The sequence below is a fragment of the Lactiplantibacillus argentoratensis genome (assembly GCF_037290055.1).
In the GTDB taxonomy this organism is placed as follows: Bacteria; Bacillota; Bacilli; order Lactobacillales; family Lactobacillaceae; genus Lactiplantibacillus; species Lactiplantibacillus plantarum.
Genome location: NZ_CP147647.1, coordinates 1,860,662 through 1,885,772 on the forward strand (window position 1 = coordinate 1,860,662; position 25,111 = coordinate 1,885,772).

A 25,111-nucleotide genomic window follows, 5' to 3' on the forward strand; every position below is an offset into this window, starting at 1 on the left:
ATAGGATTGCAAAATTAGGCGATATAGCGTCTGCCGAGACTGAAAATTAACGTATCGTTGCGATTCGAACGCCCCGCCAATCAACAATAAGCTAATCACCGAGATCAGAATCGTTCCGCGTCGCTTCTTCATCCATCGCTCCCCTCCGATCCGGCAAAAGTAATTGGGCCTGAAAATGAATGCCCTTGTCAGTCGTCATCGTCAGGGTCAAATCATCGTCAACGTGAAATTGACGAACGCCTCTAATTAGCTGGATTTCGCCACCACCATAGTGATGCAACGCAATTCGATGAAGGATATGGTAATACGTCAATAAATACTGTTTACCCGTGACCGTATTCACTAAATGAACTGCCTTCCCCGGCGTCAGGCCACCTTCATCTGAAATATGCGCTACCACAAAATGATGATCCGGATTCTCAAGCTCGTGGAGCATCAAATACCATTCCACTGTCGGTAAATCCACTTGGGTGCGCCGAACCAAATTACGCTGACCCTGAAAGAGCGTCGTCATCACCACGCCCATGATTGCTAACGCCACAACGGCTTCGATTAACGTAAAACCGCGCCGCCTAATCATGCGCTGGCTCCGGTGCTCCGGATAGTAACAGCTCGCGTTGCCGGTCTTCATATTGCTTCCTAGCTGTCTGAATCGCCCGCAAGGTCTGACGTTCGTGTGACTGCATCATGATCTCCAAGCTTTCAAACCCAATCAGACCACCCATCAACAACCCCAGGGCGGTGATTGTTTCAATCATCAAGAAACCCATTCGCGTCTTTAACATGTGTGACTTTATAGGCCCCCCACCCCATTAAAGCATTCAGTTTGATTTTACGTTTTGGCTGTAATTGCGATTTAAAAACAACTACCGCTAGCTCTGGATGCCCATTTTTCTGAATCTGAATATCACGCCCACGCTCCGTTTTTAACGTTGCTGGTAAGGGCAGATGCCACTGTGGTCCGGTGATGGGCCGACCACGCTTGCCACCCCAAGTCACGACTTCCGTGCCACGAAAACTCACGACCTGGGGGTGACCCGTTACACTGGCGGTTAAGGTCTGCTGCTGCCACATCGTTTGTAACTCACGCCAAAACGCCTGTTCCGCGTTCTGTTGTCGTTGACGCGTGGGAAATCGATGCACGGCAATTACCGCCATACTAGCTACGATTGCCAAGACTGTTACCGTTTCGATTAGGGTAAATCCCCGCCGCTTAACCACCAACTACATTTTGGGGTTGCGGCCGTACTGGACTAATCCCCTGGGCCGTCGCCTGCTTGTACTGTCCTTCGTTGATGTATCCCTTATCACGAAGTTCAGTTAACATTTTGGCATCATCCGTAACTGTCGCACCCGTATCGTTCGCATACATCTCAGCTTGGTTTTGAACGACCTCAGTAAGTGCTTCTTGTTGGCGACCGGCCGCCTGTTTACGTTGTTGGTTCAAATTGGGCACCACAATCAACATCAAAAGACTGATGATTGCTAATACGATCACCATTTCGATCAAGGTAAAGCCGCGCCGTGGTACCGTCGTTTTTTTCATCAAGCGTTTCATTAATAATGTCATTTTAAAATCTCCCCCATTGATTGATACATCGGTAATAATAGGCTCAAGTACGTGCCAACAACAACAAGTGCAATAATGCCAAACATGACTGGTTGAATCCAACCAATCATCCGGTTCAATTGCCGAATCAAGCGTTCGTACTGCAACGTTGCAAAGTATAGTAATTCTTGACTCAACTGTTCCGCCGGGCTCTCCTTACCGACTAATAGTGCTAATTCATCGGGTAATAAACGATCGCCTTGGATAATCGTGACCAACGAAGCTCCCGTCAACAACGCCCGCTCGATGACCTGTCCTTGTTGGTAAATCAGCGCCTTAGTTTGGAAATGCTGACTGACTTCGCAAATACCCCGAATCCCTAAACCACCCGTCAATAACATCGCCGCGTTCAGGCTTAAATAATACCCACAATAGTTTCTGATCAGTGGCCCAATCACCGGGACTTTGGCTAACCACTGATAGCGCTGACGGCTAGGTAGCCGGCTGACTCGGAGGCCAACCAGTAGTAAGCAAATCAATAAGATGATTGCCGCGATACCACTGAACCATTGCCACCTCGCGATTACCCCACTACCATTGCTGCCATGAGCCAAACTCGGTAAAATCGCCGCCTTGACCGTCCCTAAAGTTCCTAGTAAGAGGGCTATCAGCAGACACGGGTACTGTAACAACCGTCGAATTTGGCGTCCCTGTTCCGCACGCGCCCGCATCAATTGGCCAGCCTGTGTCAAGGTCCTTCGTAATTCACCGTGAGTCTCTGCAATCAAAAATTGGTAATACAAGTCTACCGCAATGTATGGGCGCAACGCCGTAGACAAATCATCGCCCGCAGCTAAGCGCCCCAATGCAGGTTGCAAGGATTGAAAGGCCGGACCTTCCACATCCAATGCAAACTGAAAGGCTTGTTGAAATGAGAAGCCGTTGCCTAGCAAGTCCGCCAGCGTTTCAAACAGCTTCGCCTGCATTGCAATCGAAAGGCGCTTACGCTTCCTTAAGTTGATTGGCCGTCGCATAATCAAGACGGCCCGCTGCCAATTGTTCATCAATTAACTCCGCCCACCTTTCAGTCATCATCTGTGACGTTTTAGGCATAGTATGCGGTAAGACGACCGTATCAAAAATTGTCGCCACACTGCCATCCGTCACTGGAACTAAGCGCTGATAAGACAACGCCGTTAACGCCTGTTCTAAAACGGCAGCTTCCACCCCCAATTGTGTCAACCGGGGAATAATCCCATAGACCCCCCGCGCATGAATAGTGCTCAAAACTAAGTGACCACTTAGCGCAGCCTGTACCGCAATCCGGGCCGTTTCAGCATCACGAATCTCGCCGATGATAAAGACGTCTGGATGATGGCGTAATCCGACTTTCAACAGATCCCCATACGCCATCTGAGCCGGCGCATTGACTTGAAGTTGTAAAAATTGCGGCTCATAGATTTCCACGGGATCTTCGATTGTCATGACTAATCGCTGACCACGAAGTTGCCGCACAAGGTCGTACATCGTGGAAGTTTTGCCAGAACCCATCGGCCCCGAGAATAAGATCAACCCTGTTCGCCCCATTAGTTGACTCAACTGTTGGCGTTGCTGGGGCACTAAATAGCTCAGTTTTTGGGCTGTGCCTTCATACAATAAGCGAACGACCAGCGACTCACGATCCAGGAAGTCCCCAACCGCGGAGATTCGCAAGTTTAAGGTTTGTTCTGACAGTGTTAACGTCATCGCCCCTAACTGTGGCCGCCGATGATCACTGATCGCCATGTTACTCCGGTATTTGATGTGATTCATTAGTTGCTGCGCTAACTCAGTCGTAATCTGAGTAAGTGCTCGTAGACTGCCGGCTGCTTGTACTAATACCTGATACCCTTCTGCCGTGGGTAACCAATAAATATCACTGGCTCGCTGATCCACGGCTGCCTGAATGATTTCGTTCAACTCTGCTTCAATCACCATTTATCATAATCACGCTCCTTTCAATAATTAGTTTCGTAACCACGGCCACTTTCCACGAAAAAAATGACATTTATTTTGGCATCAAAAAAGCTGTCTGGAAATATCCTATTATTTCCAGAACAGCTCATCATCTTATATTTTGATTTATGACCCTCAACCCCGGTCCACACTTGCCATCACGCCTAAGCAAGCATCCCAGTATGAGCCAATTAAGCCCGTTCGGCCGCTTCAATGGCTTCCTTAGTTGGGATCGATGGTTGAGCCCCCAATTTTTGGACGGCTATCGAGGAAGCCCGGTTAGCAAACCGCACCGCAGCAGCCAAGTTGCTAAAGTCCGGCATTAAGACCGAGCTGAGGGCCCCGATAAAGGTGTCACCAGCTGCGGTCGTATCAACGGCTTCGACCTTATAGGCTGCGACGAACCCGTGCTCAGCACCGCGCATCCAGAAAGCACCTTTACTCCCAACCGTTATGATTACGTTGGCCACGCCGAGCGCTTGCAACTTCTGCGCCCCCTGAATCATTGATGGCTCATCGGTAACGTGCACGCCGGTCAGCGTTTCCGTCTCCGTTTCGTTAGGCACAATTAAGTCGGTCGTCGCTAGTAGTTCAGCGGGTACCGTCGTGGTAGCGGGTGCCGGGTTCAAGATTGTTTTTTGTCCAGCCGCCTGGGCCAATTCAAACCCTCGAATCGTGGCTGCAATCGGTGTTTCAAACTGTGCAATCAAAAAAGTACTCGTGCTAATCGCGGATTGAGCCCGTTCGACATCTTTAGCCGTGACCTGCTGGTTAGTCCCGCCATCAATCAAGATGCGATTCTCACTACTACTATCTAACAGGATGAACGCGGAACCAGTATTGGCCGCATCGCTGTGTTGAACGTATTGATCATCAACACCGCTATCGGTCAACTGTTGCACCATGAACGTCCCTTCTTGATCAGTGCCGACCTTGCCGATAAACGTCGTCTGGGCCCCAGCACGAGCGGCTGCGATAGCTTGGTTAGCCCCTTTACCCCCACCAGCGACACTCTTACCAGTCAACGGTAGTGTTTCACCAGGCTTAGGAAAACGCTTGAAACGTAAGATCGTATCAACATTCAAACTACCTAGTACGGTTACTTTATTCATGATTATTCGTCCCTTCAGTATTCAACTGCTCTAATTTTAGCAAACTGACCTGTTAGACGCACTCGTTTTACCAATATTTTAAGCAATAAAAAACGTGGTTCTTGATTTGTCATCAAAGAACCACGTCTTTTCATCATTAATCTGGGTAGTTAGCAGCTTCGTATACTTCTGATACGTCGTCGTTATCTTCCAATTCATCAATCATGTGTTGTAACTTTTCCACTTTATCAGCAGGAACGTCCGTTAAGTTTTCAGGAATCATGGTTAATTCAGCTGTTTCCAACTTGTAACCATTAGCTTCGAGTGCGTCACGAACAGCGGCTAATTGTTTAGGATCAGTGTAAATTTCAAACGCTTCGTCGCTTGATTGTAAATCATCGCCACCAGCATCTAAAACGTCCATCAACATCGTATCTTCGTCAGTATCTAAATCTTCGCGACTAATCACGATGTAACCCTTACGATCAAACATGTAACTAACCGCACCAGTTGCAGCTAAGGCACCACCATGATGCGTGAACGCTGAACGAACAGCCGCAGCAGTCCGGTTTTTGTTATCAGTTAATGCGTGAACCAGAACGGCGATACCACCAGGGCCGTAGCCTTCGTAAGTAACTTCTTCGTAGTTCTCCGCACCGGAGCCACTACCTTTATCAACCGCCCGTTTAATATTATCTTTAGGCATGTTGGCAGCTTTGGCCTTATCCATAACTAACCGCAATTGTGCGTTAGAATCTGGATCAGGACCCCCGGCTTTTACAGCCATATAAAGTTCACGGGAAATCTTTTGGAAAACTTTCCCACGTTTAGCATCTTGGGCGTTCTTACGTCCTTGAATGTTATGCCATTTTGAATGTCCTGACATGTGTGACTCCTTCTTTCATATTTATTTTCAGTTTAGTAGATAAACATACGTAAAGTATGATAGCAAAAAAAGCGAGCGATTTCAAGCACTAGAACCAAGGGTATCCAAGTTCTGCGGTTTTTATTGTAGCGCTAATGGCCCATTTTCGTCATTGCGCCCACTTTCAGATTTGAAATCTCAGTTCGTAGCTGACAACCACGACCACGATAATCTGCTGTTACGGCCGTAAATACGCGTAACCCACGGCTTGCAAGTCAACGATTCGCACCACACCAGCGGGAACCACCGTCACGTGGGCGGGAAGTTGGGCCGCAGTCATTTGATGACTCGCCATGGCATTATGGCACGCATCAATTTCAACTTGCGGTAACGTCTGTTGTAGTGGCTCCCAGGCCCCAGTTGTTAGCGTCGTGATAGCTGGTCCGTTGACCACGACCACCACCGTACTAGTTGGCCGTACTGCCAAAAAATTCTGCACATTACTGATGGCCGTTGCAACCTTAGCTGGCTCATCGACATGCACCACTAAGTTAGTCATTTGCTTGGCCTCCCTCGATCGACCGTAACTCAATTGCACGGAGATAGTGATAACTACTCAACATGTTAACGCAGGTCGCATCCGTTTCATCCGGTACTTCATAAATCATGGTAGCGTGCGGATTAAGAACTGGTAACACCCGTTGCCAATCGATCAACCCCTGCCCTAAAGGCAAGCTATCATGCTGCTTCCCCATCGAATCGACTAGATGATAATGCTGAATGAGCGGTGCCAGCCGTTTCAACGCCAACATGGTCAATTCCATATCGCCGTGCAGCGCAATGAAGACGTGTCTTAAATCACAAACCAGCGGATAATGATGCTGAATGATACGCTCATCTAACTGTGGGTCACCATACATATAACTGGCCGTTACGCCATTTTCAATCATGACATGTCCATTCGCCTGACGAACCAAGTCATCCAACCGCTCAAAGACAATGTCACGGGCGACCTGCAACGACTCATACTCATCGATCAAGCGCCCACTGTCACTGCCGTAGCCACCGTGCACGAGCACTTTGACATCCAATTCTGTCGCTAACGCAAGTAACTGGGCCGTACTCGTTTGTAGGAATTGGTACGCCGCAGCTTCACGATGCGGATCGAGCAATTGATCAAGATGAACACCTTGATAACTCATGGGGTGATGAATCACAATTTGCTCGGTAACATTCGTCTTTACAAATTGGACGGCCGTTTTAAGCGCTTGAAACGCGGCTGGTTCGAAGTCAGCCGCACTGGTAAAGAACTCAAATACCTCGGGTTGATATTGCAAACGATCCATTAATTGTGCGGGCGCCTGAGACGCCTTCAAGCCTAACTTGATTTTTCCGGGCCGCGGCCGCATTACTAGTTGTGTCATCCGTTTAACTCATCCTTTCACGCATTCCAAAACCAAAAAGGCTTGGAATAAATATTCCAAACCTAGTATAACGCTATCGTTCTAAATTATGCCAATGTCACTAGCTGGCAGACAGCCGAACCTAATCAGCAGACTTGGTTGAGCCGCGCCGAACAATGCCGTATGGCAAGGTGACCGTCTTCTCGTCAAGTTCTTTATCGTTCATCAACTTAGTTAACATCCGCATGGCAACCGCACCAATATCATATAATGGTTGGGTAATCGAGGTAATGGCTGGACGCGTGATTTGGGTGATGATCGTATCATTACTCGTCACAACTTCCAAGTCATCTGGAACGTTGATCCCGGATTCCATACTTGCGTTGATAAGACCAGCCGCCATTTCGTCGTCCCCAACGAATACCGCAGTAGCGCCACTATCCGCAATGACTGGTTGTAACTTCCGCCCAGCATCATATGAGTAGCCCGCTTCATAAACGAGGGCGTCGTCAAACGGAATCTTAGCCTTGGTTAAGGCCCGTTTGTAACCCGTCAGTCGGTATTCAGCGTTGATTGATTGTGACAATGAGCCTAAAGCCAACGCGATCTTCTTGTGACCACGGGCAATTAAGTTAGTGACCACTTCTTCAACAGCTGCAGCGTAGTCGATATTAACGCTTGGCGTTTCATTGTTCGGATCAACCGTCCCAGCTAAAACCACTGGTGCCTTGGCCCGTTTGAATTCAGCCCGGAGCTTATCATCAATATGGTTACCCATAAAGATGACCCCGTCAACTTGCTTAGCCATCAACGTATTCAACACGTTGACTTCTTGTTCACCCGCATCATCGGAGTTCGTTAAAATGATATTGTACTTGTACATCATCGCAATATCATCAATCCCGCGTGCTAACGCCGCAAAGTAAATGTTAGTCACGTCTGGGATGATTACCCCGACCGTAGTTGAACGCTTACTTGCTAACCCTCGTGCAACTGCGTTAGGCCGGTAATCTAACCGTTCGATGACAGCTAGTACCTTTTTACGCGTTGCGGGTTTAACGTTGGGATTACCATTGACGACTCGTGAAACTGTGGCCATTGAAACCGCCGCTTCGCGTGCCACATCATAAATTGTTACTGTTTGTTTTTCCATATAAAAATAGCCCTTTCTTGCTTGGTATCATATGTTTTCATTCGTTTTCATGCAACATCAACCAATATAGCAAAATTACGCTTCCAATGCAACTTAAGATTGCTATTGAAATCGCTTTCATGAAAATAATACCCTACTTGTTTTCAAAATGCAAGATTTACCACACGAAGATTGTTAGTTTGGGCTCATTATTCTCAGCTTTTTATCATCAACAGCGCTATACTAGTATTATCATCTATTATTTTATCTAAGGAGTGTTTGAATTGACAGATTATACGAAACTGCAACAAGTCCGTCAGTGGACCCAAGATAATCACGTTGACGTGACCTACATTAGTAACTTTCACACAATTTCATATTTGACTGGTTTTGAGAGCAACCCCTACGAACGGACATTAGCACTGTTTGTTTTCGCGGATGCGGAACCATTTCTCTTTGCACCCGCTCTCGAAGTTGAAGCAATCAAGGAGATGGGCTGGCCTTACAAAGTTTTCGGCTACCTCGACCATGAAGATCCATACGCGCTAATTGCTGACCACATTCGCGCCCAATTGACTGATTCTAAGGTTTGGGCCCTTGAAACGGGTAACTTGACGTTAGACCGCTTTACCGCCCTCAAACAGCAATTCCCAGCGGCCCACTTCGATAAGGATCTATCACCTTATATTCAACAATTACGGTTAGTCAAAACAGCCGACGAACTTGAAAAACTAAACATTGCCGGTAAATGGGCTGACTTTGCTTTTGAACAAGGATTTGCCGCTGTCAAGGCCGGTCGTACTGAACAGCAGATTGCCGCCGAATTACAGTATGCCTTAATGAAAAAGGGTATCATGGAAATGAGCTTCGACACTTTGGTCCAAGCTGGCGAACATGCTGCCAACCCCCATGGTGCGACTAACGAAACTCAGGTCAAGCCAAACGAATTAGTCTTATTCGACCTCGGCGTCATGTATGAAGGCTATGCTTCTGATGCTTCGCGGACAATTGCGTACGGCCAACCGAGCGCTAAGCAAAAGGAAATCTTTGATGTCTGTCTTGAAGCCAACTTAACTGCTCAAGCGGCCATCAAGCCCGGCATGGCCGCTGAAGATGTCGATAAAATTGCGCGCGATATCATCACCAAAGCCGGCTATGGCGACTACTTCATTCACCGGTTAGGCCACGGAATCGGCCAAACTGACCACGAATTTCCTTCAATCATGGCTGGTAACCACATGCCACTCGTTGAAGGCATGTGTTTCTCAGTAGAACCTGGGATCTACATTCCAGGCGTCGCTGGTGTTCGAATCGAAGACTGTGGGGTTGTTACGAAGGACGGCTTTAAGCCATTTACCCACACGCCAAAAGAATTGAAAGTATTAGACCTTTAATTAACAATGTCAAAGAGGGCCGTCACGGCTGATATCGTGATGGCCCTCTTTGGTATACATTCTAATACCGTACTATTCCGGTAACGGGTGTTCGGCTTCATAATCAGCCACTTCGGCTAACAGCGCCGTCGTCGTTTTTAGTGGTAGCACGTCACAGTCAACCGCAGCTTCACTCCCTGCCTGACTCGCACGCCGATAAACATCAATCTTATGATTGACTTTTTGCAAATTCAATAAGGATTGGTGGATTTGTGCTTCAACGGCCTGGCGTTGTTCTTCAAACATTGCAAGCCGTTGATCAATCGTTTCATCCCCATCGGCACACCAGCTAATAAATTGGCGAATATCTTCTAACGGCATCCCGGTCTGCTTAAGACAACGAATCAATGCCAGTGAATCTAAGTCTTCATCATTAAAGACTCGGCGGCCTTGCTTATCACGCTTCACAAAGGGCGTTAAGCCCGCCTTATCATAGTAGCGCAGTGTATAACTTGAAATACCGGTCTTTTTAGCGACCGCTCCGATTGAATACAATGTGATTCCTCCTCAAAAGCAGATAGGACACCGAGCACCTGCTCAGTGTCCTATCTTATCGCTGTCAGCTTACTTGGCTGGTGACGTTTCATCCGTCGTCGATTCATCATCAGACTTCGCAGCTGTTGTATCCTTAGCAGTTGCTGATTCTGATGTTGGCGCTGAAGTCTCCGCTTCCTCGCCGGCTTTTTGATAGGCGGCCCCACCATCAATGACGATATCTTCATCGTCACCTTCATCATCTTCGACCTTCGCTAACTCAGACCGTAAACTATCCGTAGCTTGGTCAAGGCTTGAGCCAAAGCTTTCGCCCGTTTCCTGCTTAGCTGCTTGGTACTGGTCAGCAAAATCGGCCACTTTCTGCTTAGTATCTTCGAATTGTTGACCGGCCTCAGCTTTGAAGTCTTCAGCTGCATCATTAGCATAGAACGCATAATCGATGGCCCGATCCTTGAAATCGGCAATTCCTTGTTGGGCTTTAGCTTTTAATTCAGCTTTTTTCTCATCATCCATTTTCATAACGGCGGTGGCAATTGCTGCGCCACCTAAGACAACACCTAATAAGAATCCTTTTTTCGACATAATTAAGACTCCTCACTATTATTTTTTGAACGCCGGTTGCGATAAACATCAAAAGCCGCTTTACCGACCTTGCTTGCGCTGGAGAACTTGCTCCGCTTCTCATTGTTCTTGCCAATCTTGGCCGTTAAGTCCCGAGTTGCGGCATTCAAGTCAGAAACACTCTGACCTAAGTCACCCATCGCTTGAAATGCTGGGTCGATCGTTGCAACTTTACCATTGACATCCTTTAAGAGCTCGTTGGCATTTGCCATGATTTTTTCAGTTTCATGTGACAAGGCGTCAACGTCATCCGTAATATTATTTAAACTACGGTTGACTTCCCCCATCGTTTTAGTAATCCGCATTAAAAAAATCCCGATAAAGCATACTAATAATAAGAACGCAATGGCGGCAATGATGCCCGCAATGTGTGTAATCATCCTAAAATTCCTCCTTCAACAGCCATGATATTAAAACTAGCATAGCATTGTCTTTAGTATACCGCAATTAAAAAAGTGCTTACAACATTCACCCAGTCACATTTGGTCGCAATAACTTGATCACGGCTTGGTTGCCCGCGTCAAATCTGATAAACTAGTGAACAGACAACAATAACGAGGGTGAAGATATGTTTAATTCAATTAACCTAGCAGCGGTCGACACACCGACTAAACAAGTTTCGGTGTGGATGAAGTTGGCTAAGAAAATTGACTGGCAACAAATTATTATTAATATTGGCGGCAAGCTACTCGAAATCATTTTATTTATTTTACTATTTTGGGTGATCGATCGGCTAGGAAAACGCCTGATCCACCACTTGTTTTTAACGAATGCGAATACTAGTGATACTGCCAATAATCGGATTTCAACGATTTTTACATTATCATTAAATATCTACCATTACGTCATTATGTTTTTTGGCATCTATGCGGTCCTTTCAGTGTTAGGTGTTCCTGTGGGGACGTTGATTGCCAGTGCTGGGATTTTCAGTGTGGCGTTAGGTTTAGGCGCCCAAGGCTTCGTCAGTGACATTGTCACCGGGTTTTTCATTCTACTTGAAGATCAGATTGATGTTGGGGATTACGTCAAAATCGAAACCATTGAGGGGACCGTCTCCGCAATCGGTTTACGGACAACTCAAGTTACGAGTCCCGATGGCACGTTAAACTTTATTCCCAATCGCAAGATTTTAATCATTAGCAACCAGTCGCGTAACGATATGCGTGTGCTGATTGACCTCTACATTCTCACAACGACGCCCGTTCAAGAACTGACTACTGTGGTCCGTGAAACCAATGCCGACCTCGTGCCTCAGTATCCTGATATCATCGGCGAACCCGACATTCAAGGCGTCACGACCCAAGCCGATGGGACGTTGGTCTTCCGGGTCCAATTTTACGTCAAAAATGGTATGCAGTTCGCAATTCAGCGCGACTTTTTGGCCGCCTACTTGGACGCGGCCCGAGCAGCGGGAATTCAACTCCCCTCGCCACGTTTAAATATCGCCCCAACGCACAAGTAAGCTCAACCAATACAAGCCCGCACGGCAGTTACTCAGAAATGAGCACTGCTGTACGGGCCTTTTTGTCCACATTTTCTGTGTGGGCCATGACATAAGTGGCTAATGACAACCGTGGTCACCACCGTACGGCAGCAACTGACTTTTGATACTCTGGGTAGGCGGGGTCACAAACTAGTGTGGGTGCGAATCATAGTCGCAATCGGCGCCATGATCCGGCGGCCACGACGTAAAAAAAACGTACTGGCTAAGTATGTTAGCACAGTACGTTTTGAAAATTAGTTACGTAACGCATTCCGATGAGTCAAAAAGCCGGTCATCGCATTGACCCCACTCATAATGGCGGCCGTGTGTGGCACCATATTTTCTGAATGTAGTGAATATGGACTGTCGACCCCTAACCAGAACATCGTCCCTGGAATCTGATGAATCAAATAACCAAAGTCTTCCCCAGTCATTGCTGGTTCCGTTTCGATGAAATTGACATCATCATCATCCTGCATGTACTTGATAAAATCAGCAGTGATTGCATCATTGTTCTCAACGGGATAGTAACCACCCTGATTGAGCTTCAAATCAATATTGCAGTCATAAGCGAGCGCAATCCCCTCAGTAATCGTCCGAACCCGCCGCTGAATATGCATGTTCATCTCCTGCGTCAACGCTCGGATCGTCCCGTCAATCTGGGCCTCACCGGCAATCACATTGCCAATCGTGCCAGCAGTAAAGTGACCTAATGTCACCACACCACTTTGAATCGGGTCCACGTTGCGCGCTACGATCGTCTGCAGCTGGGAGACTAACGCCGCACCAGCGACGACCATGTCGTTTGCTTGGTGTGGGTAAGCCGCGTGTCCACTTTTACCACTTAAGTGTGCGTGAATCTCACAAGTTCCCGCAAATAACGTGCCCATCCGGCAACCGATTGCGCCAGTTGGTAAATTAGGATTGTCATGGAATGCAAAAATCTCATCTGGCATCCAATCACCATCTAGCGCACCACTTTCGTACAAGCGTTGCCCACCCGAGGCATTTTCCTCAGCCGGCTGGAACATGAAAACCATGTCGGTCGCAGGTCGGTTCTCTGCAAAGTAGCTCAGGATTCCCAGTGCAACTGACATATGAATATCATGACCACACGCGTGCATGACACCCGGATGGGTCGATGCAAATGGTAAGCCCGTATTTTCAGTTACTGGCAACGCATCGATGTCAGTTCGATAACCGATTCGATAATCATGCTTTAAACCACTGACTTTCACCAAAATCGCCGTATCCAAAGTTGGAATGGTTTTGATCGTCAGCCAATCTTGAGGCATCTTGCCGATAATCGACAATAAATAGGCCTGTGTCTCATGTTCTTGTAAGCCGATTTCCGGAATTTGGTGTAAGTGTTGATAAATTGGAATTAGATCGGTTTCCCGTAAGACCATTGTTTATCCCTCCACCATTAAAGATTCCGTAATTCTGCCATTAATTCAGTCTTGCTCTTAGTCTTATCATCAATATCTTTCAACTTACGAGCAGGAACCCCACCGACGACGGTGTTAGGAGCGACGTCTTCAATGACGATTGCACCGGCAGCCACAACGGCACCTTTACCAACATGCACGCCTTCAAGTACGGCCGCATTGGCACCAATCAGCACGTCGTCATCGATTTGAACTGGTTTAGCCGAAGGTGGCTCTACCACGCCAGCTAACACAGTACCAGCGCCAATATGACAGTTCTTACCAACGATTGCACGACCACCAAGAATGGCGCCCATGTCGATCATCGATCCCTCACCGATTTCGGCACCAATGTTAATCACCGCACCCATCATGATAACGGCATTATCGCCAATCAAGACTTGGTCACGAATAATCGCACCGGGTTCGATCCGCGCATTGTATTGCTTCAAATCTGCCATTGGTACGGCTGAATTACGCGCGTCATTTTCTAATTCATAATCTTCGATATTTGCAGCGTTAGCCTTTAAGAACGGTTCAACATCCGCCCAGTCACCGAATAATACCCCAGCGTTGCCACTGAAGAAAGTTTTGATGCCTGCTGGAACGTTTAATTGGTCTAAAGCACCCTTCACGTATACTTTTACGGGTGTTTTCTTTTTCGCACTGCCAATGTAGTTAATAATTGATTGTGCATCTAATTTTGCCATCGGAGACCCTCCAAAAATTTATTTAGCTTTTTCGCTAGTGGAAAAATCCTTCTCAATCATATCATATTGTTTGCCAATTTCATGAGTCAGAAAGTTAAAACTCTTCATGAATTCACGACGAGTCACAATTCCTTGAAAAATTTGCTGTTCATCAACGACTGGAACAAACGGATTGTCGATCATCAGGTGTAACGTCTCTTCGACATCATCAACATCACGAACCGTCTTGACCTGTGTCTCCATCACATCCCGGACGCATTTTTGCAGTAATATTTCAGTATTCAGTTGATCAAAACCTAGCATTTGTTCAGTAATCAGTGGTAACGACACTAAACCTTCAAAGTGACCACCATGATCAAGCACCGGAATTTTGGAATACTTAACCTTGGTTAGTACTAAAAACGCGTGATACAAATTATTATCAGTTTGGACATTGGCGACCACGTCCGCCGGGATCAAATAATGGTCGGCGTTACGTGACAATAAGTCTTCAACTGGTTGAATTAACATACAGCGCCTCCTTCACTAAGCCCATCCTTTTATTTTAACTGCAAAAGCACTTTGCGTGGTTCTAGAAATGAGTTTTTTACCACATTTTAATCCGCAAAATGAAATTTTAGTTCTGGCACTGCTTGTAGCTGTCGGTTATAGTATTGCACGTCAATACCCGCGGCTGACGTTGTCACGATGGCGTAAGTACCCCCGACACGTGCAAATTCACCACGGGGGTAAGTAATGCTACCTGGATTAAGTACGACCACACCGCTCCGCCGTTCGACACCCAGTTGATGGGTATGCCCAAAGAAAGCCAACGTTGCATCGTGGGCCTCCGCGTTAGCCACTAGATGCCCAAGTCCCAGGTTCACGCCTACCAAGTGACCATGTGTCATGTAGACCGTTACCCCTTCAACGGTGGGGTTAACTTCGTTCGGAATCACGGCGTCAAAATCCATGTTTCCTTGAACCGTAAACATCTCTTGAAAGATTGGGTCATCATGCGGTAACTCAGAATCACCACAGTGAAAAAAAGTGTCGACTTTGCCGCGGTACTCATGGAGCAATCGAACTAACACATCACGGTCACCGTGACTATCACTTACTACTAAACATTTCATGCTTTCGCCCACCATTCGTCGAATTTAGTCATCAGCTGTCGCAAGGCCGCGCCCCGATGGCTGATTTGATTTTTTTGTGCTGGCGTCAACTCTGCCAATGATTTTTGAAACTTAGTTGACCAGAATAACGGATCATAGCCAAACCCATTGTCACCACGGGGGGCAATCAGAATACGGCCAACTAACTCACCATTAACAACGAGTTTTTCACCGCTGGGTTTGAGGGCGACCAGGGTCGTATGAAAAGTCGCGGTCCGCTCCGCTTCCGGAATGCCACCCAGATTAGCTAACAACTTGGCATTATTTGCAGCATCATTATGGTCACCAGCATATCGTGCCGAAAACACGCCCGGATCCCCGTGCAACGCCTTGACCATCAAGCCCGAATCATCCGCAATAGCTGGTAACCCGGTTGCTTCGACCACAACTGTCGCCTTTTTAGCGGCATTTTCTTCAAACGTAATGCCGTTTTCCTTGATTTCAGGAATATCAGGAAAATCGGCCAACGTTTTGATGGTGATGTCATATGGTGCCAACATTGCGCTAAACTCGCGTGCCTTATTGGCATTATTCGTCGCGATGATCAATGTTTGTGGTTTAGTCATTCGTTTCACTCCCTAAGTCAATATGTTGTGCGTGAAAGTCCGGTTGATCCAACCAGTTACGCGCGATCGCTTCGAATTGATCAGCCGCGCCCGTTGTATAGTACTCGTCCGGATAACGCTTAGTAGAACGATCATTAGCGATATCCAAGTAATCGAGTACCGCAGAGACATCATTGATCGTTTCAGCCCCAGAATCAATCAAGGTCACCCCGGGTCCCATCACATTTTGGATGAGTGGCCGCAATAATGGATAGTGCGTGCAGCCTAAGACAAGCGTATCGACATCTTGTTTTTTTAGTTGCTTCAACGATTCCGCAACCACCCGCTTGGCAACCGTCGATTGATACTCATTCGATTCTACTAACGGTACAAACTTAGGGCACGCCTGCGAAATGACCGTGGCAGTGGGATCCTTGGTTAAGATGGCATCCCGATAAGCATTGCTACGAATCGTCCCCTCAGTCGCAATCACACCGATTCGATTACGATGAGAAGCTTTTAACGCGGCCCGCGAGCCGGGTGCAATCACCCCAATAACCGGAATCGACAACTGCTGCCGCAACGCTGGCAATGCCGCTGCCGTCGCGGTATTACAAGCTATCACGAGCATTTTGATCTGCTTTGCCATTAAAAAATCCGCCATCTGAAACGAAAAAGTTCGCACTTGTTCAGCTGGTCGCGGACCATATGGCAAACGCGCCTGATCACCAATAAAATAAACCGTTTCGCGGGGGAGTTGCTTCAAAGCTTGCTTGACGACGGTCAACCCGCCGACCCCCGAATCCATGAATCCAATTGCATGTTCATTTGCCATTTTAAAAATCTCCGTTCACTGAATTCTGAAACTTTATTATGGTCTTTTTTGAAATTGATTTCAAGCCAGACCAATTGCGACGAAATTGTAAAGTTTCCGTTGATAAATTGAAAAAAACCGACACATTGGTGGAAACGGGGTATAATAATGATTATACAGTGGCCAGAATACCACGATTTTTGCATGGAAAGGAATTATCATGACGAACGACTTTTATTCTCAATTTGCGGGCAACTCGATCAAAGCTTCCATCCTCAGTGTGGAAATCTTACGAGATGCCTTAATACCAAAATTATTGGGTGATGACAGTAGTGGCATCCTTTACTGGGCGGGTAAAGACTTGGCACGCCAGTTTCCTGTCGCTAGTGATGATGATCTTGTTACCTTTTTTGAGCAAGCCGGCTGGGGACACCTTGTCGTGATTAATACGGCGGATAATCTAATCACGTATGAATTGGTTGGTGAGCCGGTCGCGCGGCGTAGCGCCACGATCAAATCACCCGACTTTATGCTTGAGACTGGCTTTCTAGCTGAGCAGTCAGCTCTCCGTACCAACTGTGTGAGTGAAGCTAAAATCACGTTTCAAAATCGCATGCGTCTGCGCATCTCAGTTACGATTGATCACAATCAACCAATCGTCAATCACGATCCCGCAACACCTATCGAAATCGTGCGACCTCAAGTTGAGCTTGATGACGAACAACCTGAAGAAGCACAATAAAAAGGACGGCCAGCTGGCCGCCCTTTTTTCAGGCCAAAACACCAATTGCTCCTGAGAATTCGACAATTAGCAGTGGTCACTGCCCTCCGGAACAAAAAAACGCGCCGTTCACTTAAGACGGCGCGTTCGTTAGCGAACCATCAATCAAATGACGGTCAGCCGATTATAGATATTGAGCTAAAGTTTGTTGGATTTGTTCCTTGGAATGGTAGCCAACTAAGGTATCGACCACTTCGCCATCCTTCTTAACTAATAAGGTTGGAATGCTCATGATACCAAAATTGCTGGCCGTTTCGGGGTTGGCGTCAACATCCATCTTATTGAACGTCACCTTGTCCCCCATCTCGTCAGCTAATTGTTCGACCACTGGTGACTGCATCCGACAAGGGCCACACCATGTTGCCCAGAAGTCAGTTAACGTTACTCCTGAAGCCGTATCCGTTGTAAAAGTTTTATCAGTAGTTGCTGCGACCATTATAATCGGCCTCCTTTAGGCTTTATCTGTTACTAATAGTAAGTATACCAGTAACCGGGTGGAACACAAACAATTTGCCTGCAATTAAAGCGCTGGAATCGTGTACAGCCATGAATGCGCGTCATCACTGATCTGCACCTGGCACTCGTCTTTGGTTATTTAAACTGTACCTCAGTCGCACCATTGCCGCCATGATTTGGCGCAGCAAAGTGAAACGACTTGACTTGCCGATTAGACTTGAGATAGTTGGTAATGCCTTCTCGTAGAGCACCAGTTCCCTTCCCGTGTACGATTGTGACGGAAGGATACCCGGCCAACAACGCAGCATCAATATAGCGATCAACTTGAGTCATCGCGTCTTCATAACGCACACCCCGCAGGTCCAAGTTCGGCGAAACGTGACTCGCGTGGGCACTCTGAACCGTCGCCCGGGCCCGCTTGGGCTCTTCTGGTTTAACCCGTTCCAAGTCACCGTCACTGATCTTCATCTTCAAGATACCGAGTTGGACTTCCCACTCGTGTTTACCCATCTGACGCATCAACACACCACGTTGCCCATACGATTTGACCAGTACATCATCACCCTCATGAAAATCATGTTGGGCTTTGGCCCGCCGTAGCACGCGGTTTTTCTTGAGCTTAGGCTGTTGTTCCAAGGCATTCAACGCGCCCTTCGCATCGATCAACTCATTTTCTTTGACGGTCGCCGTGCCACTCGCTAATTGTTTCTTACGCAAATCACTAATGATCGCATCAGCCTTAGTCTTGCTTTGCTCAACAATGGTGTTCGCCTGAACTTTGGCATCTTCGATCAACTGATCTTTACGCTGTTGATACGCATTGAATTCGCTCTTCAACTGCCGATGCAATTTTTCTGAATCTGCCACTTGGGTTTTCAAGTGCAGTTGTTCATCTTCAACCTGTTTGCGCTTCGTTACCAAATCCGCAATCATTGCGTTGAGGTCTTGACTATCCGTATCCGTCAATGACCGAGCTTGATCAACGATCGTTTGGGGGATACCCAACCGCTGTGCGATATCGAGCGCATTACTTCGACCAGGAATTCCGACCAATAGTCGGTACGTCGGCTTGAGTGTTTCTTCGTCAAACTCCATGCTGGCATTGATCGTATCAGGCCGGTTAAACCCATACGCCTTGAGTTCTGGGTAGTGGGTCGTCGCAACGACTTGGGTCCCCTTTGCCCCGATAGCATCCAGAATTGCGATTGCCAGTGCCGCACCTTCTTGCGGATCAGTCCCGGCACCCAATTCATCAACGAGCACTAAACTGTGCGCGTCGATCTGCGCTAAGAAACTTTCGATATTTTCCATATGCGATGAGAACGTACTTAAATTCTGTTCGATCGACTGTTCATCACCAATATCCGCGAAGATTTCATAATAAACACCAACACGACTTCCAGCTTCAACGGGAATAAATAATCCTGACTGGGCCATCAATTGCAGCAAGCCCAAGGTCTTCAAGGTGATCGTCTTCCCACCAGTGTTGGGCCCCGTAATGACCATCGCCTGATAATCAGTACCTAAACTAATATCATTGGCGACAACTTTGCGAGGGTCAATCAGAGGGTGGCGTGCTTGCCGTAAATAGACTTCGTTTTTGGGTGAGACGGCTGGTTCAGTTGCCTTCATATCATGCGCATAGCGCGCCTTAGCATTAATAAAGTCAAAATGCCCAAGAATCGCCGCATTATTGATAATTTCGTCCTGGTAAGGCGCAATCAAGTTGGAGAGCTCCTCCAAGATACGCTGTTCTTCTTGCTTTTCCGCAACTTGATTTTGCCGTAACCGGTCATTCATCGCCATGACGGCCTGGGGTTCGATAAAGAGCGTCTGACCACTCGCTGATTGATCATGCACGATGCCACCAAACCGACTGCGATTCTCGGCCTTGACCGGGATAACGTAACGGTCGTTTCTAATCGTAATGATTGGGTCGCTTAAATACTTGGCATCATGGCCACGGGTATAATGACCCATTTGGTTACGAATCTCCGTTTCAGTACGACGGATATTGCTCCGAATCCGGCTCAGTTCTGGTGACGCCTCATCCGTGATATGACCGTCGCCTTCAATGGCAGTAGCGAGGCGTTTCGTCACATCTGGTAAAGTAACTAATTCTGCAACTTCATCAAACAGGTGCCGAATATCATTCTCAGGAGCATCTTCTAGTAGCTCGGCAAAAAAGCGCGTGATGGCGCGTGTTGTCCGGAGTACCCGCCCAACTTGCCCGAGTTCACTCCCATTCAACGTCGCACCGATAGCTAACCGTTTCATATGCGGTTTTATATCTGCTAAACGAGCGACCGGAATGCCACCCTTTAACCGATACACTTCAGCCCCGTCGTTGGTTTCATCTAAGGCCCGTTGGATATCTGCAACGGTGGTCATTGGGTGCAGTTCATTGAGCGCTTGTTGGCCCGTTGCCGAGACCAAGTATGGTGCTAATTGTTGTTTTACTTGTTGGTACTCTAACGTATTCAATACTTTGGAATTCACTGATATCCCTCCGAAGTTCCAATGAATTACGAAAAGCCGCAAAAAAACGGACAATGCAATTACTTGTCGGCATCATCCGTTTGCATTTTCAATAATTCAGCTTGTTTGTCCACCTGATCTGAAATCGCATTGAATGCGAGCAACGTCGCAATCTCCGTATCAGACAAATCGGGGGCTAATTTTTTTAATTGTGCCACTTGCTCATTCATCATCCGCGTCACCGTTTGCATGTGACGGTCAGATGCCGTGCCAATGATCGTGTAAGTACGACCATCAATTTCCGCTTTAAAGCGGCGCTTGTTAGCAGTCATCAACATCCCGCTTCCTTTCAATAACAATTAATATTCTAGCATGGTTATCATAATTATGCGACAGTTAGAACCGTCCCATAATTTCTAAAAAAGCCCGCGGACATGCGCCCACGAGCTTAATCTACTTTCGACTATTGCATGCCACCGTCATCGGCTAAGAAGGTATTCAAAACTTGCTCAACCATATCCCATTCGTCGTCCGACTCGATCAGTTGTAATTCGCCATTGTCGCCATCTTCAGGATTAAAGATGTAGGCTTGAATATCAACTTCATCATCGGCCGCAGCATCTGCTGGATATAACAGAATGTAAGAGTGACCGAAATCTTCCGAATCAAACGTGAATAAAATGTTAAATAAGGTTTCGTTACCTTCGTCATCAACTAATGTGATCACATCATTGTCTTTACGATCTTGGTTTTGGCTCATGTTAGTTCCTCGCTATTCTTGTGTGAGTTTGCCATGGCGATCCAAGTAGTTTTGCAAGATCAAACTTGCGGCCAACTTGTCGATCACCTTTTTGCGTTTCTTTCGTGAGGTGTTGGCTTCTTCAACCAGCATCCGTTCAGCTTCAACGGTCGTCAGACGTTCATCTTCAAAGTCTACCGGCAGATGAAACCGGGCTGTCAGTAACTCGCCGTAATGTTGTGCGGCTTCAGCCCGCGGTCCCAAGGTATTATTCATATTCTTTGGTAGCCCCAGGACAAAGCCCCCTGCATCCAATTGCTCAACGAGTTCTGCGACCCGGTCAATCCCGAATTCCTCAGCATCCTCATTGATTCGAATAATTTCAACGCCCTGCGCCGTCCATCCAAAAGCATCGCTAATGGCAACGCCAACAGTTCTGGAACCCACATCTAACCCCATTAACTTCATGCATCAACATCCTTATCTGCCTTTAAGTAAGACTTGACAAGTTCTTCAATAATCTCATCGCGCTGATGCTTTCGAATCAAGTTACGCGCATCCTTTAAGCGCGGGATATACGCCGGATCACCGGATAGTAAGTAACCCACGATTTGGTTAATCGGGTTGTAGCCCTTTTCTTGTAACGCTTCATAAACTGTCGTTAACGTGTCGTGGACATCCTTAACGCTGTCATTATCGAAGTCAAAGTACATTGTTTTGTCTAATGAACTCATATCAAGCACCTCCCGCTAGTTTCCGCTTCTTATCTATTTTACTAAATGCCCATATGAAGTACAATCAATCCACTTTGATGTAACACATTCGTAATAATAACCCGGAGAATGCAGACGTTTTCTGCAAATCCATCCCGATTTACACTGTTTTTTCATATGCTGACATACCCCTGTTTCGAATGTTCGAATAGTTGAAGTTCAAAACAGGCACACCTTTGTAACCCAATCTTCTACGAGCTAAGCCGGTCACAAGGTGCCATAACATTAAAAAATCAGTACCGTTAGAACGGTCTCGTCCTAACAGCACTGATTTAATTATCATTTGGAATGCGCTAACATAGATGACCAACATAGCCAGCAGTATTTGCAACCGAAGCAAGCAATCTTATTGTTCGGCAAGCCATTCATGCGCAGCTTTCAACGCTGCTGGTAATCCAGCAGGTTTCTTTCCGCCAGCTTGGGCTAAGGTTGGGCGGCCACCGCCGCCACCACCAACTTTTGGTGCAATGGCTTTGATCAAGTCACCAGCTTTGATACCTGCCTTGACCTTGTCATCACTAACAGCAACTAATAAGTTGACCTTTTCGCCAATGACCGTTCCAAGTACCAGTACGTCAGAATACTGCTTAGTCTTCCAAGTATCAGCTAATTGACGAAGTTGATCCATGCCAGAAACTTCGATTTGTTGGGCGATCAACGTCGTACCATTCACATCATCGACTTGATCAAAGACGGCCCCAGCCTGCTGTTTGGCTAAGCGACTTTCAAGGCTGGCCCGGTTCTGTTGTTCCGCTTTGAGATCAGCTTGTAACTGGCTAACCTTGGCTGGCGTATCGGCTAACTTCGGTGCCTTGACCTGAGCAGCAATCTGCTTCAAGGTCTGCTCTTCACCGGCCAGCAATTCGAAAGCTTCTTTTGAAGTAACGGCTTCAATCCGCCGCGTTCCGGCACCAATCCCCGTTTCGGAAACAATCTTAAACAGCCCTAATTCACTACTGTTCTTGACGTGGGTCCCACCATCAAATTCGATCGAGTAATCACCAATTGAAACGACCCGCACAATTTTGCCATACTTTTCGGTGAAGACCGCAATTGCCCCCATCTTGTGACCAGTTTCCTGGTCAGTCTGAATGGCGCTAACTGGTAAAGCGGCCCAGATCTTATCATTGACGATTTGTTCAACTTTGGCTAACTCTTCGTCAGTCACTTGACCAAAGTGAGTAAAGTCAAACCGTAAATAGTCGGGTTCGACTAGTGAACCAGCCTGCTTCGTGTGTTCACCCAAGACGTCCCGTAATGCTTGGTCTAGCAAGTGAGTCGCCGTATGGTTCTTTTCGACTTTGTTGTGGAAAGCCAAGTCAACGTTCAACGTATAGGTCGTATCTTTGTGCATGGGTTTCAATACTTCAACAGTGTGTAAATGCTGCTTGTTAGGCGCATTTTGCACGTCAGTCACTTTAGCTACTGTTTGACCGGCATCATCTAAGATCACACCACGGTCAGCGACCTGACCACCCATTTCAGCATAAAACGGTGTCTTGCTGAAAATCATCTCAGCTTGACCACTGTCGACGTGATCAACCAGGGTCTCGTCAACAATAATGTCGTTCAAAGTCCCCTGCACATTCGTTAATTCGTCATAGCCCACGTATTCACTTGGCGTTTTGATGTCGATCAAGAGACTCCGTTGGACGCCCATGGACTTGGCACTGCTACGTGCATTACGTGCGCGGTCACGTTGCGCCTTCATTTCAACTTCAAAACCAGCTTCGTCGACATCTAAATCTTCGTCGCCAGCGTATTCCTTAGTTAGTTCGAACGGGAAGCCATAAGTGTCATATAACTTAAATGCATCCTTACCAGCTAGTGTATCTTGACCAGCCTGCTTAGTTTCCGCAATCAAGTTATTCAACAGGTTCAAACCATCATTCAAGGTCTCATTGAAGCGGCTTTCTTCTGAAGCCACGATTTTTTCGATATACGCACTATTTTTGAGCACGTCAGGATAGTGTGAAGCCATGATCTTCCCAACAATCGGTACTAATTGGTCCAAGAAGGCTTCTTTCAAACCTAATTTTTGACCGTGCAGAATTGCCCGCCGAATCAACCGCCGAATGACATAGCCACGACCTTCGTTGGAAGGTAAGGCCCCGTCACTAATTGCAAACGTAATGGCCCGAGCGTGATCGGCAATCACTTTGAAGGACACGTCATCCTGAGCATTATCACCGTAATGCTTGCCATCACTTAATTCTTCCGTCTTATGAATAATTGGGAGGAACAAATCAGTTTCAAAATTGGTTTTCGCATTTTGAAAGACCGAAACGACCCGTTCTAGCCCCATCCCCGTATCAATGTTCTTACGTGGGAGTGGTTCGTAAGTACCTTCAGGAGTGTGGTTAAATTGCGAAAAGACAATGTTCCAAACTTCCAAGTAACGTTCATTTTCGCCACCAGGATAGTTTTCAGGGTCGTCATCGGCCAAATTGTTGAAAGCTTCGCCACGATCATAAAAAATTTCTGAATCGGGGCCAGATGGGCCTTGACCAATGTCCCAGAAGTTATCTTCGACTTTAATGATGTGGTCTGGTTTCACGCCAGTTGCTTCCCAGAATTTCGCGGCATCCGTGTCCTTGGGATAAACAGTCATGTATAACTTGTCAGGATCCCAGCCAAACCATTTTGGTGAGGTCAAGAGTTCCCAAGCCCAACTGATGGCTTCTTTTTTGAAGTAGTCACCAACTGAGAAATTACCAAGCATTTCAAACAACGTGTGGTGCCGCGCCGTCCGCCCAACATTCTCAATATCATTCGTCCGAATACTCTTCTGTGAACTCGTCATGCGAGGGTTATCCGGCACAACGGAGCCATCAAAGTACTTCTTCATCGTTGCAACACCGGAATTGATCCATAATAACGTTGGGTCATCCACGGGAACTAGTGATGCACTAGGGACAATCGTATGACCTTTTTCATGAAAAAAGTCCAAGTACATTTGCCGAATTTCACTACTACTTAATTTTTTCATTTAATTCTGGCATCCTCTCTATCATTCTTAATTTAAGGCAAAAAAACACCGTTGCTAGCAAAGACGCTGTTAACGCGGTACCACTCTGCTTGCAACGATGTGTTCGTTTACCTCTTAAGCTCATTAACGCTGAGACACGGACTAGTTTGCTAGTCATTACTTCTAGGTAGCATCTACA

General features: G+C 46.9%; 30 protein-coding genes. 3 read left to right on the top strand and 27 right to left on the bottom strand.

The window, feature by feature from the left end; all coding sequences use genetic code 11:
* Positions 1-91: 91 nt before the first annotated feature.
* The 11 genes from V7R88_RS08810 to ccpA form a co-directional block, all read right to left on the bottom strand.
* On the bottom strand, positions 92-580 hold the full coding sequence (locus tag V7R88_RS08810) for a prepilin-type N-terminal cleavage/methylation domain-containing protein (protein WP_057717773.1): 489 nt from the start codon (positions 578-580) through the stop codon (positions 92-94).
* Positions 573-758: a histidine kinase gene (locus V7R88_RS08815; protein WP_225588532.1), complete on the bottom strand. Its 186-nt coding sequence runs from the start codon at positions 756-758 to the stop codon at positions 573-575. The genes V7R88_RS08810 and V7R88_RS08815 overlap by 8 nt, the downstream gene beginning before the upstream one ends.
* The gene (locus tag V7R88_RS08820) at positions 751-1,224 is read right to left on the bottom strand and encodes a prepilin-type N-terminal cleavage/methylation domain-containing protein (protein ID WP_054398486.1); all 474 of its coding nucleotides are present in this window, start codon (positions 1,222-1,224) and stop codon (positions 751-753) included. Before V7R88_RS08820 ends, V7R88_RS08815 begins: the two co-directional genes overlap by 8 nt.
* On the bottom strand, positions 1,214-1,570 hold the full coding sequence (gene comGC / locus V7R88_RS08825) for a competence type IV pilus major pilin ComGC (RefSeq protein WP_054398488.1): 357 nt from the start codon (positions 1,568-1,570) through the stop codon (positions 1,214-1,216). The genes V7R88_RS08820 and comGC overlap by 11 nt, the downstream gene beginning before the upstream one ends.
* Complete coding sequence (locus tag V7R88_RS08830; protein WP_054398491.1) at positions 1,567-2,613, bottom strand: type II secretion system F family protein; 1,047 nt, start codon at positions 2,611-2,613, stop codon at positions 1,567-1,569. Before V7R88_RS08830 ends, comGC begins: the two co-directional genes overlap by 4 nt.
* Positions 2,552-3,526, bottom strand: a complete 975-nt coding sequence (gene comGA / locus V7R88_RS08835) for a competence type IV pilus ATPase ComGA (protein ID WP_054398493.1) — start codon at positions 3,524-3,526, stop codon at positions 2,552-2,554. The genes V7R88_RS08830 and comGA overlap by 62 nt, the downstream gene beginning before the upstream one ends.
* A gap of 209 nt (positions 3,527-3,735) precedes the next feature.
* Positions 3,736-4,656, bottom strand: a complete 921-nt coding sequence (gene rbsK / locus V7R88_RS08840) for a ribokinase (protein ID WP_057717774.1) — start codon at positions 4,654-4,656, stop codon at positions 3,736-3,738.
* Positions 4,657-4,792: 136 nt separating this feature from the next.
* Positions 4,793-5,521 carry a YebC/PmpR family DNA-binding transcriptional regulator gene (locus tag V7R88_RS08845; RefSeq protein WP_003641545.1) on the bottom strand — a complete coding sequence of 243 codons (729 nt, stop codon included), beginning with the start codon at positions 5,519-5,521 and terminating at the stop codon, positions 4,793-4,795.
* Between the two features lie 217 nt (positions 5,522-5,738).
* Complete coding sequence (locus V7R88_RS08850) at positions 5,739-6,059, bottom strand: DsrE family protein (RefSeq protein WP_054398497.1); 321 nt, start codon at positions 6,057-6,059, stop codon at positions 5,739-5,741.
* Positions 6,052-6,924, bottom strand: coding sequence for a TIM barrel protein (locus tag V7R88_RS08855; RefSeq protein WP_338816152.1), 873 nt, complete (start codon positions 6,922-6,924; stop codon positions 6,052-6,054). The genes V7R88_RS08850 and V7R88_RS08855 overlap by 8 nt, the downstream gene beginning before the upstream one ends.
* A 121-nt stretch (positions 6,925-7,045) precedes the next feature.
* Positions 7,046-8,056, bottom strand: coding sequence for a catabolite control protein A (gene ccpA / locus V7R88_RS08860; RefSeq protein ID WP_003641542.1), 1,011 nt, complete (start codon positions 8,054-8,056; stop codon positions 7,046-7,048).
* 263 nt (positions 8,057-8,319) lie between these two features.
* On the opposite strand from ccpA, the gene V7R88_RS08865 reads away from it, so the two are divergent.
* On the top strand, positions 8,320-9,429 hold the full coding sequence (locus tag V7R88_RS08865) for a M24 family metallopeptidase (protein WP_057717775.1): 1,110 nt from the start codon (positions 8,320-8,322) through the stop codon (positions 9,427-9,429).
* A gap of 72 nt (positions 9,430-9,501) precedes the next feature.
* Here V7R88_RS08865 and V7R88_RS08870 read toward each other — a convergent pair whose 3' ends face one another.
* The 3 genes from V7R88_RS08870 to V7R88_RS08880 all read right to left on the bottom strand — a co-directional run bounded on the left by V7R88_RS08870 (position 9,502) and on the right by V7R88_RS08880 (position 10,964).
* On the bottom strand, positions 9,502-9,963 hold the full coding sequence (locus V7R88_RS08870; RefSeq protein ID WP_054398503.1) for a MerR family transcriptional regulator: 462 nt from the start codon (positions 9,961-9,963) through the stop codon (positions 9,502-9,504).
* A 69-nt stretch (positions 9,964-10,032) separates the two neighbouring features.
* The gene (locus tag V7R88_RS08875; RefSeq protein ID WP_057717776.1) at positions 10,033-10,545 is read right to left on the bottom strand and encodes a YtxH domain-containing protein; all 513 of its coding nucleotides are present in this window, start codon (positions 10,543-10,545) and stop codon (positions 10,033-10,035) included.
* Positions 10,546-10,547: 2 nt separating this feature from the next.
* Positions 10,548-10,964 (bottom strand): DUF948 domain-containing protein, encoded by a 417-nt coding sequence (locus V7R88_RS08880; RefSeq protein ID WP_003641537.1) that lies wholly within the window; start codon positions 10,962-10,964, stop codon positions 10,548-10,550.
* Between the two features lie 188 nt (positions 10,965-11,152).
* On the opposite strand from V7R88_RS08880, the gene V7R88_RS08885 reads away from it, so the two are divergent.
* The gene (locus V7R88_RS08885) at positions 11,153-12,046 is read left to right on the top strand and encodes a mechanosensitive ion channel family protein (RefSeq protein ID WP_054398507.1); all 894 of its coding nucleotides are present in this window, start codon (positions 11,153-11,155) and stop codon (positions 12,044-12,046) included.
* Between the two features lie 275 nt (positions 12,047-12,321).
* On the opposite strand, the gene V7R88_RS08890 is transcribed toward V7R88_RS08885, so the two are convergent.
* From V7R88_RS08890 to racE, 6 genes are all read right to left on the bottom strand, one after another.
* Complete coding sequence (locus V7R88_RS08890; RefSeq protein ID WP_054398509.1) at positions 12,322-13,476, bottom strand: N-acetyldiaminopimelate deacetylase; 1,155 nt, start codon at positions 13,474-13,476, stop codon at positions 12,322-12,324.
* Positions 13,477-13,493: 17 nt separating this feature from the next.
* The gene (gene dapD / locus V7R88_RS08895) at positions 13,494-14,204 is read right to left on the bottom strand and encodes a 2,3,4,5-tetrahydropyridine-2,6-dicarboxylate N-acetyltransferase (protein ID WP_003641534.1); all 711 of its coding nucleotides are present in this window, start codon (positions 14,202-14,204) and stop codon (positions 13,494-13,496) included.
* 18 nt (positions 14,205-14,222) lie between these two features.
* Positions 14,223-14,714 (bottom strand): cyclic-di-AMP-binding protein CbpB, encoded by a 492-nt coding sequence (gene cbpB / locus V7R88_RS08900; RefSeq protein ID WP_054398513.1) that lies wholly within the window; start codon positions 14,712-14,714, stop codon positions 14,223-14,225.
* Between the two features lie 86 nt (positions 14,715-14,800).
* On the bottom strand, positions 14,801-15,319 hold the full coding sequence (locus tag V7R88_RS08905) for a YfcE family phosphodiesterase (RefSeq protein ID WP_054398515.1): 519 nt from the start codon (positions 15,317-15,319) through the stop codon (positions 14,801-14,803).
* The gene (locus V7R88_RS08910; protein WP_057717778.1) at positions 15,316-15,924 is read right to left on the bottom strand and encodes an XTP/dITP diphosphatase; all 609 of its coding nucleotides are present in this window, start codon (positions 15,922-15,924) and stop codon (positions 15,316-15,318) included. Before V7R88_RS08910 ends, V7R88_RS08905 begins: the two co-directional genes overlap by 4 nt.
* Positions 15,917-16,738 (bottom strand): glutamate racemase, encoded by an 822-nt coding sequence (racE, locus tag V7R88_RS08915; RefSeq protein WP_054398519.1) that lies wholly within the window; start codon positions 16,736-16,738, stop codon positions 15,917-15,919. Before racE ends, V7R88_RS08910 begins: the two co-directional genes overlap by 8 nt.
* A gap of 199 nt (positions 16,739-16,937) precedes the next feature.
* Between racE and V7R88_RS08920 the strand changes: the two genes are divergently transcribed.
* The gene (locus V7R88_RS08920) at positions 16,938-17,459 is read left to right on the top strand and encodes a YslB family protein (protein ID WP_225588530.1); all 522 of its coding nucleotides are present in this window, start codon (positions 16,938-16,940) and stop codon (positions 17,457-17,459) included.
* 163 nt (positions 17,460-17,622) lie between these two features.
* Here V7R88_RS08920 and trxA read toward each other — a convergent pair whose 3' ends face one another.
* From trxA to alaS, 7 genes are all read right to left on the bottom strand, one after another.
* A complete protein-coding gene (gene trxA / locus V7R88_RS08925; protein ID WP_003641528.1) occupies positions 17,623-17,934 on the bottom strand; it encodes a thioredoxin in 312 nt (103 codons plus the stop codon).
* A gap of 155 nt (positions 17,935-18,089) precedes the next feature.
* Positions 18,090-20,453 (bottom strand): endonuclease MutS2, encoded by a 2,364-nt coding sequence (locus V7R88_RS08930; RefSeq protein ID WP_057717934.1) that lies wholly within the window; start codon positions 20,451-20,453, stop codon positions 18,090-18,092.
* Between the two features lie 59 nt (positions 20,454-20,512).
* Complete coding sequence (locus tag V7R88_RS08935; protein WP_003645448.1) at positions 20,513-20,764, bottom strand: cell division protein ZapA; 252 nt, start codon at positions 20,762-20,764, stop codon at positions 20,513-20,515.
* Positions 20,765-20,895: 131 nt separating this feature from the next.
* A complete protein-coding gene (locus tag V7R88_RS08940) occupies positions 20,896-21,192 on the bottom strand; it encodes a DUF1292 domain-containing protein (protein ID WP_003641525.1) in 297 nt (98 codons plus the stop codon).
* 12 nt (positions 21,193-21,204) lie between these two features.
* Positions 21,205-21,639, bottom strand: a complete 435-nt coding sequence (ruvX, locus tag V7R88_RS08945) for a Holliday junction resolvase RuvX (RefSeq protein ID WP_054398526.1) — start codon at positions 21,637-21,639, stop codon at positions 21,205-21,207.
* Positions 21,636-21,905 carry an IreB family regulatory phosphoprotein gene (locus tag V7R88_RS08950; RefSeq protein WP_003641523.1) on the bottom strand — a complete coding sequence of 90 codons (270 nt, stop codon included), beginning with the start codon at positions 21,903-21,905 and terminating at the stop codon, positions 21,636-21,638. Before V7R88_RS08950 ends, ruvX begins: the two co-directional genes overlap by 4 nt.
* Positions 21,906-22,290: 385 nt before the next feature.
* Positions 22,291-24,933, bottom strand: coding sequence for an alanine--tRNA ligase (gene alaS, locus V7R88_RS08955; RefSeq protein WP_057717935.1), 2,643 nt, complete (start codon positions 24,931-24,933; stop codon positions 22,291-22,293).
* Positions 24,934-25,111: the final 178 nt, after the last annotated feature.